7 protein-coding genes are annotated in these 7,401 nt (G+C 46.8%); 6 read left to right on the plus strand and 1 reads right to left on the minus strand.

The features are described from left to right. Positions 1-5: 5 nt before the first annotated feature. From B5X68_RS15970 to B5X68_RS15980, 3 genes are read left to right on the plus strand one after another with little or no spacing between them, the layout of a single operon-like run. Positions 6-1,529: a tagaturonate reductase gene (locus B5X68_RS15970; protein WP_082215730.1), complete on the plus strand. Its 1,524-nt coding sequence runs from the start codon at positions 6-8 to the stop codon at positions 1,527-1,529. 51 nt (positions 1,530-1,580) lie between these two features. Then, the gene (locus B5X68_RS15975; protein ID WP_082215731.1) at positions 1,581-2,861 is read left to right on the plus strand and encodes an MFS transporter; all 1,281 of its coding nucleotides are present in this window, start codon (positions 1,581-1,583) and stop codon (positions 2,859-2,861) included. A 44-nt stretch (positions 2,862-2,905) separates the two neighbouring features. Continuing rightward, positions 2,906-3,340, plus strand: coding sequence for a nuclear transport factor 2 family protein (locus B5X68_RS15980; protein WP_082215732.1), 435 nt, complete (start codon positions 2,906-2,908; stop codon positions 3,338-3,340). Here the strand turns inward: B5X68_RS15980 and B5X68_RS15985 are convergent. Beyond that, the gene (locus tag B5X68_RS15985) at positions 3,327-3,656 is read right to left on the minus strand and encodes a PDDEXK nuclease domain-containing protein (RefSeq protein WP_229208441.1); all 330 of its coding nucleotides are present in this window, start codon (positions 3,654-3,656) and stop codon (positions 3,327-3,329) included. The two genes, B5X68_RS15980 and B5X68_RS15985, sit on opposite strands and share 14 nt — an antisense overlap. A gap of 79 nt (positions 3,657-3,735) precedes the next feature. Here B5X68_RS15985 and B5X68_RS15990 point away from each other — a divergent pair, with 79 nt between their 5' ends. From B5X68_RS15990 to B5X68_RS16000, 3 genes are read left to right on the plus strand one after another with little or no spacing between them, the layout of a single operon-like run. After that, positions 3,736-5,352, plus strand: a complete 1,617-nt coding sequence (locus B5X68_RS15990; RefSeq protein WP_082215733.1) for a tyrosine-type recombinase/integrase — start codon at positions 3,736-3,738, stop codon at positions 5,350-5,352. Beyond that, positions 5,349-6,293: a tyrosine-type recombinase/integrase gene (locus tag B5X68_RS15995; protein WP_082215734.1), complete on the plus strand. Its 945-nt coding sequence runs from the start codon at positions 5,349-5,351 to the stop codon at positions 6,291-6,293. The genes B5X68_RS15990 and B5X68_RS15995 overlap by 4 nt, the downstream gene beginning before the upstream one ends. Beyond that, a complete protein-coding gene (locus tag B5X68_RS16000) occupies positions 6,290-7,300 on the plus strand; it encodes a tyrosine-type recombinase/integrase (protein WP_082215735.1) in 1,011 nt (336 codons plus the stop codon). Before B5X68_RS15995 ends, B5X68_RS16000 begins: the two co-directional genes overlap by 4 nt. Positions 7,301-7,401 lie beyond the last annotated feature (101 nt).

The raw sequence follows: 7,401 nt of genomic DNA on the forward strand, positions 1-7,401 counted from the left end.
ATGTTATGAGCCGCCTTTTTCGCGAAAATCTTGGCCAGTTAAGAAATCAGCCCGGGCTTGTGGTCCCGGATGACAGTATTTTTCAACTGCCTGAAAAAGTGCTTCAATTCGGCACAGGAGCATTTTTACGTGGCCTCGCTGATTATTTCATTGATAAGGCCAACAGGCAGGGCGTTTTCAATGGCCGCATTGTGGTGGTCAAGTCTACGGACGAAGGTGATCTGAAAGCATTCGAGCGACAGGATAACCTTTATACGATCTGTTTACGAGGCAGCCAGAATGGGGTTGTAAAGGAGGAAAACATCATTTCTTCGGCTATAAGCAGGGTTTTGCCTGCCAAAACGCAATGGTCACTCGTTCTCGACCTTGCCAAAAACCCTGCGATCAGCATTGTAATTTCCAACACTACGGAAATTGGCATTCAGCTCGTTCAGGATGACATTTACCAATGGCCACCCGTTTCATTTCCAGGTAAATTGCTGGCGTTTCTGTATGCACGTTATGTGGCATTTGATGGCAATCCGGATTTTGGCGTCGTCATTATTCCAACGGAGCTGATCACCAATAATGGTAAAAAACTAGAATCCATTGTGCTCGAACTCGCACATAGGAACGGCCTCGAAGCAGCGTTTATAGACTGGCTTGAAAATCACAATTCATTTTGCAATTCGCTGGTGGACAGAATTGTACCCGGAAAGCCTGACGAAAATATTTCCAAAGAGCTGGCAGCAGAGCTGGGTTATCAGGATGATTTACTAATTACCGCAGAACATTACCATTTGTGGGCCATAGAAGGCGACGAGACCATCCGTAAAAGACTGCCTTTTCACGAAGTGGATAAAGGTTTAGTCATTGAACCGGACATTGAATTATATCGTGAACTTAAATTGAGGCTGCTTAACGGCGCGCATACACTCGGAAGCGGCCTGGCGCATTTGTGTGGCTTCAAAACCGTGGACGAGGCTATGGAAAGCCCCCTTTTCGCAACCTATCTGACCAATTTAATGGAGACTGAAATTGCACCTGCAATTCCTTATCCGGTTGCCGAACAGCGCGCTTTACAGTTTGGCCGCAGTGTGCTCGAACGCTTTCATAATAAGCATTTAAGGCATAAATGGCTGAACATTACACAGAATTATTCTGCTAAAATGCTTTCCAGGGTTATGCCGGTTTTTCTGAAATATGAAAAGATCCGTGAGACTTTCCCGGAGCACATTACATTCGGTTTTGCTGCTTACATATTCTACATGAAGCCTGTGCGAAAAGATGGCGACAACTATTACGGGCTTGCTAATGGTGCTTATTATCTGATACAAGATCAAAAAGCGGCTTATTTTCATCAAAAGTGGCAGATTAATTCGCTGGAAGATATGGTTACTGCTATCTTGAAAGATCAGTCGATCTGGCAAAAAGATCTTTCCAAATCGGAGGTAATCCGAAAAAATGTCGTCTCTTATCTCGAATCCCTCAAACAACTGGGCGCGCTGGACACATTGAAATTATTCCTTGAAAAAACCGAATACGCCTGAAAAACAAGCCGAAATTTTATCAGCTCAACTTAATCTGCAACATATCCCTACATGGAAAACCAAATGACCAAATACCGCTGGCGGATTGTGGCCCTGCTTTTTTGCGCAACTACGATCAACTATCTGGACCGGCAGGTTCTGGGCTTGTTAAAACCAACATTAGAAGCAGATTTTGGCTGGTCCGAGCAGGATTTTAGTCACATTGTAATGGCTTTCCAAACGGCCTATGCCATTTCTTTGATCGGTTTTGGGGCCGTTATCGATAAAATTGGCACCAAACTTGGTTATACGATTTCAGTGGTGGTCTGGAGCATTGCGGCTATGTTGCACGCCGTTGCTACCGGCACGTTCAGCTTTGGATTCATGCGTGCATTGCTCGGACTTGGCGAGGCAGGCAATTTCCCCGTGGCCATAAAGGCAACCGCAGAATGGTTTCCAAAACGCGAACGTGCGCTGGCTACTGGTATTTTCAATTCCGGCGCAAACATTGGTGCAGTCGTCGCCCCTATCATGGTTCCCTGGATTTTAGGATCCTATGGTTGGCAGGAAGCGTTTCTGATCACCGGCGCCATTGGTTTTGTATGGTTATTTTTCTGGTTCCGTTATTATGAAGTGCCCGCAAAGCAGCAACGTATTAATCAGGCCGAGTTTGACTATATTCACAGTGATAATGAGCCCGATACGAGCAAGGAAGCGCCCGTAAAATGGTTGGATCTGTTTAAAGTAAGACAAACATGGGCATTTGTTTTTGGCAAAATGCTCACCGACCCGATCTGGTGGTTTTTCCTCTACTGGCTTCCGTCCTATTTTGCCGAAGCATTCAAGCTTAATCTCTCGAAACCAAGCCCGGAACTTGTCATCGTCTACACCGCAACGACGATTGGGAGTATTGGAGGCGGTTATCTTTCAGGTTATTTTATCAAAAAAGGTTGGCCCATTTTCAGAGCCCGCAAGACGTCGATGCTTATTTTCGCATTTCTCGTAACGCCCATCATGCTTGCGCAGTACACGACGAACATCTGGCAGGCTGTAATTCTGATCAGCCTTGCGGCGGCGGCGCACCAGGCCTGGAGCGCAAACATCTTCACTACGGCTTCGGATATGTTTCCTAAAAAGGCGGTTAGCTCCGTTGTGGGGATTGGCGGGATGGCGGGATCAGTAGGAGGCATCCTTTTTCCGCTTTTGGTAGGGATAATTTTGGATAATTATAAGGCTGCGGGTAACATTGGCGGCGGTTATAACCTCATTTTTATCATTTGCGGCTTCGCATATCTGCTCGCCTGGGGCGTTATGCATTTTTTTGCGCCTAAGATGGAAAGAGTTGATATTTGAAAAGCCGACACATTCTGCATCATTAACCAACAGTATTTTTTACAATGAAAAAAACATTAATAATAGCCGTATTTCTCTTGCTGGGAAACATTCTGGCTTTTGCCCAAAGCGGCGACGAAAAAGCAGTAGCCGAGGCCGTTGAGAAACTCCGAGTAGCCATCATCGCCGCAAAAGAGCCGGATTTATTGAAACTCACATCCCCATCTTTATCGTACGGACATTCAAACGGCCTCCTGGAAGATCAAAAAGAGTTTATCCGCGCCCTGACCAGCGGCGAATCAAAATTTACGAAAATTGACCTTTCTGAGCAAACCATCACTATTTCCGGTGACGTGGCAATGGTCCGCCATAAACTGATCGGAGACACGCACAACAAAGGCAAAGATCCCGCCCCGGTCCGCCTGGGGGTATTTACGGTTTGGCAAAAAGTTAAGGGACAATGGCTTTTGATTGGAAGACAAGCGTTTAAGTTGGTCTAAATCCGACTTTCTGACGAGCAATTTCGACAGCCTTATGTAGCTTTTCCTGTAAAAGTTCTTGCGAAGGCAGCGCAGTAAGATAATCCGCAACACGAATGTTCGATTGATCCAACTGCATTAGCTCCACATGCTCCTTGTTTTTACCACTACATAGTATCAGGCCGATGGGTGCATTTTCACCTTCGGCCTGTTCGTATTTTTCAAGGAAGCGCAAGTACAATTCCATTTGGCCTTTAAAACCCGCTTCAAAAGCACCCATTTTCAGATCATATGTTGCGTAAACAATTATGTTGTGTGTAAATCCTATCGCTTTCATTCATAGCACTTTTCTTCCTTGGTAAAGTAACATAATTTTTTCTGATGTGTTGATTTCATACAACCATAAAGAACAGATTATGTTAGAAAAATTAATCAAACGTGCTTATTATTTAAGAAGGCACTTGGAAGCCCCGCTTCTGGAAGAGCGGGAGAATTATTTACGTCAATGGGCGGATAAGGGCGCTGCCCGGAGTTCGCTAAAAAGTGTGGCGAACTACCTGCTTAGGATCGTCGAGTTTCTGGAACTGGGAAAAGCCGAGGCGAAGATATCGATGGAAAGTATCGAAAAGTCCGCCAAGGCCTGGGGAGGATTGCATTACAACCACCCGATGAAGAAGAAGTATTCTCAAACTGGCGAGCAGCGTTTTATCTGGTTCAGCATTGATTGGTTAAAGCAGATATGTCGGTTGGCACCCCTTATTGAGGAACAGGAGCCACTCTTTATGTGGCTTTTCGAACGACGCCATGCCCGTATGCGACAAACGTCCGCCCCATTGCTGAGGGAGCGCCTGGACTACCTGCAATATCGGGTGGGACTTCATGCTTCTGATAGTACATTACGCAAGATTGCACACTACCAATTGTGCATCATGGAACTGCTACCCTTCCGCGAACTAAGGCCAGTTTATAGTGATGAAATAGAGCGTGCAGCAATTGAATGGGCCAGTAACCCGAAGGTGTTGCTTAGGAAAAACAACTACTCAAAAGTCTCAGAGTTACGATTTATACATGATGCTACCGAGTGGCTCAGGATGCTTGGATGTCTGGTCGAGAAACAAGCGACAGTCTCTCCATTCCAGCAATATCAGGATCGCTATCTGGAGTATATGGGACAGCAACAAGGGCTTGCGATCGGAACAATTAAAGGCCGGTCTTTTATATTGAAGGACTTCCTGATCAACCTAAGCAAGGTTGTAACCGAGTTCAGTGCAATCGGGCCAGGCATCATGGATGGGATACTGACCTTAAAACATGAACGGGATGGTTTATCAAGAAGAACCATCCAATCCTATGCTTCGGTGGTACGGTCTTTCCTGCGGTATGCGGAAAGCCAACACTGGTGCTTTGGTGGGGTGGCTGATTCCATTCTGGCACCAAGGGTATACCGCTTTGATACACTCCCGTCTTCCCCCCAGTGGAAAGATGTACAGGCCCTATTTGCCAACTGCCGCACGGATGACCCAACGGATATACGGGATTACGCGATTATGATGCTACTGGCCGTGTATGGTTTGCGTAGGAGCGAAGTTGCCAATTTAGCCTTGCAGGATATCGATTGGAATGCTGAAAAGATCCATCTGAGGCGTTCCAAGCGGTCAAGGCCACAGGTCTTTCCCCTAGCATCGACCGTCGGGACGGCTATGCTGCGTTACCTGAAGGACGTCCGGCCAGAGCACTGCAAACTAAAGGAATTGTTCATTGCGCAGCGTTCACCATATAAAGCGCTTACACCGGGGGCCATCTACGCCATAGTGAACAGGCGGCTTAAACCGCTTAACCTTCCCATAAAACACCATGGCCCCCATGCCCTACGGCATGCATGCGCAACCCATCTGATCAACGAAGGCGTGTCACTAAAAGAGATCAGCGACCATCTGGGGCATCGGGGACTGGAAACCACCAGGATATATTCAAAGGTCGATCTGGTGAATCTTCGGAAAGTTGCCGAGCAAAATTGGGAGAGTCTTTTATGAATCTCATAGAATTGGTCGACCAGTATGTAGCATACCGGCAGGCCCTGGGCGAAAAGTTCAAAACCAACCAAGCATACCTACGGGCATTTTGTGCCGCTGTTGGTGGGGACACTTCCATCGGTGCCATCACTGGGGAAATTGTACACCGCTTCCTTTACGGTAGTTCCAGTGTAGTAACCACTGGATGGTTCGTCAAGCATACCGCGATTTCGGGGTTGTACCGATACGCCGTGAGCCGCAACCTGGTACAGGAAATACCGATTCCGAAGATACTACCTAAGCGTCCGCAGGGCCTTGTCCCTTACATCTATTCCAGACAGGAGCTGAAACGCCTCTTCGACGGCGCATTGACATACCAGAAAAACAAAAGTCATATTGATCCCTACATGGTACGGGTATCCTTGATGCTAACTTATATGCTGGGGCTAAGGGTGCATGAGACATTGTCTTTAACAATCAGCAATATCGACATGGAAAACCAGGTGGTTACAGTTTGGCAATCCAAGTTCTACAAATCCAGGTTGGTCCCGTTCAACAAACAGGTGGAAAAACTACTTGTCGAATACCTTCAATGGCGAAAGACGCATCCATATCCACAGGGGGTAGAATCTTCTTTATTTATCAACCGTCGTGGCCAACCGCTCAAAGCAGACACGTTGAGAGAGTTATTCCATCGGATACGCGACAAGGCGGGGATCAGGCGTGAAGATGGGGCGGCTTTTCAACCCAGATTACATGACTTGCGACATACCTTCGCAACGGATAGATTGTTGAGCTGGTACCGGCAAAACAAGGACGTACAACAGCTGCTGCCTTTTCTGTCCGTTTACATGGGACATAGCCACCTGGCCCACACATCGGTATACCTTAGCACGACCGACGAATTGCTTAGGGAAGCGGGAGACAAGTTTGAAAACTACGTAAAAATCCAAGAACCATGAAAGACACTGCATTCATAAGCGTATGGATTAAACGCTTTTTATTGGAATACCTGGTTACGACCAGAAACCTGTCGAAGAATACGCAATTAAGCTATCGGGATACGTTCCGGTTACTATTGCCCTTTGTGGCAACAAACAGCCGTAAGCCCGTCGACCTGTTGTTGGTCGAAGATACTGACCCGGTTACTGTTCGCACCTTCCTTAGTGATTTGGAAACCCAAAGGGGGTGCTCAATCGCTACACGCAACCAGCGGTTATCTGCCATACATGCCTTTGGCAGGTTTGTCGGGATGCACAGCCCAGAACATTTGGAATGGTGCCGACAGATCCAGCTGATTCCAATCAAAAGAGCGGAACACACTTTGATTACCTATCTGGAAAAACAAGAGATGGACGCATTACTTAATGCTCCAAACCGGAGTAACAGACAAGAGCAAAGAGACTATGCGCTGCTACTTTTCCTCTATAACACCGGAGCCAGGGCTGATGAAGCCGCCCAATTGAAAATCGGGGATCTTAACATATCGGGAAGTTCCAAAAAAGAACTGACCACCGTGCTCATCAAAGGCAAAGGGAATAAACCGAGGCGTTGCCCACTATGGCAGAAAACCGTTGATGAGCTCAGGAACATAATCGGTCAGCGCAGTCCATTGGAACCCGTGTTCCTAAACCGACTCAGACAGCCAATCACTCGGTTTGGAATCCATAATATAGTGAGAAGATATGTCAATAGGGTTATTGAACAACATCCGCAGTTGACCCTCAAACGGGTAAGTCCCCACACTATCAGGCATACCACGGCAACACACCTGCTCCAGGCTGGTGTGGATATCAATACGATTAGGGCATGGCTCGGGCATGTATCGATCAATACTACTAATGTCTACGCAGAAGTGAATATGGAAATGAAAGCACGGGCGCTGGCATGCTGCGAAATCGAAGGCGACAAGACACCTACTCATTGGAGAAATGATAAGGGCCTAATGTCTTTCCTGGAGAATATTTAAGATATTAGCAGGCAATTATGTGTTGTTAAAAACTGTTTTGATCGCAATGTGGCCAGAATGGTGGCTAGCAACACATAACTGATTACACAACATATGAACTT

Origin of the sequence: Dyadobacter psychrophilus, from assembly GCF_900167945.1 — a bacterium.
Taxonomy (GTDB): Bacteria; Bacteroidota; Bacteroidia; order Cytophagales; family Spirosomataceae; genus Dyadobacter; species Dyadobacter psychrophilus.

Coding starts and splice junctions, on each gene's coding strand:
- B5X68_RS15970 (WP_082215730.1), top strand. CDS start 6: ATGAGCCGCCTTTTTCGCGAAAATCTTGGCCAGTTAAGAAATCAGCCC.
- B5X68_RS15975 (WP_082215731.1), top strand. CDS start 1,581: ATGGAAAACCAAATGACCAAATACCGCTGGCGGATTGTGGCCCTGCTT.
- B5X68_RS15980 (WP_082215732.1), top strand. CDS start 2,906: ATGAAAAAAACATTAATAATAGCCGTATTTCTCTTGCTGGGAAACATT.
- B5X68_RS15985 (WP_229208441.1), bottom strand. CDS start 3,656: ATGAAAGCGATAGGATTTACACACAACATAATTGTTTACGCAACATAT.
- B5X68_RS15990 (WP_082215733.1), top strand. CDS start 3,736: ATGTTAGAAAAATTAATCAAACGTGCTTATTATTTAAGAAGGCACTTG.
- B5X68_RS15995 (WP_082215734.1), top strand. CDS start 5,349: ATGAATCTCATAGAATTGGTCGACCAGTATGTAGCATACCGGCAGGCC.
- B5X68_RS16000 (WP_082215735.1), top strand. CDS start 6,290: ATGAAAGACACTGCATTCATAAGCGTATGGATTAAACGCTTTTTATTG.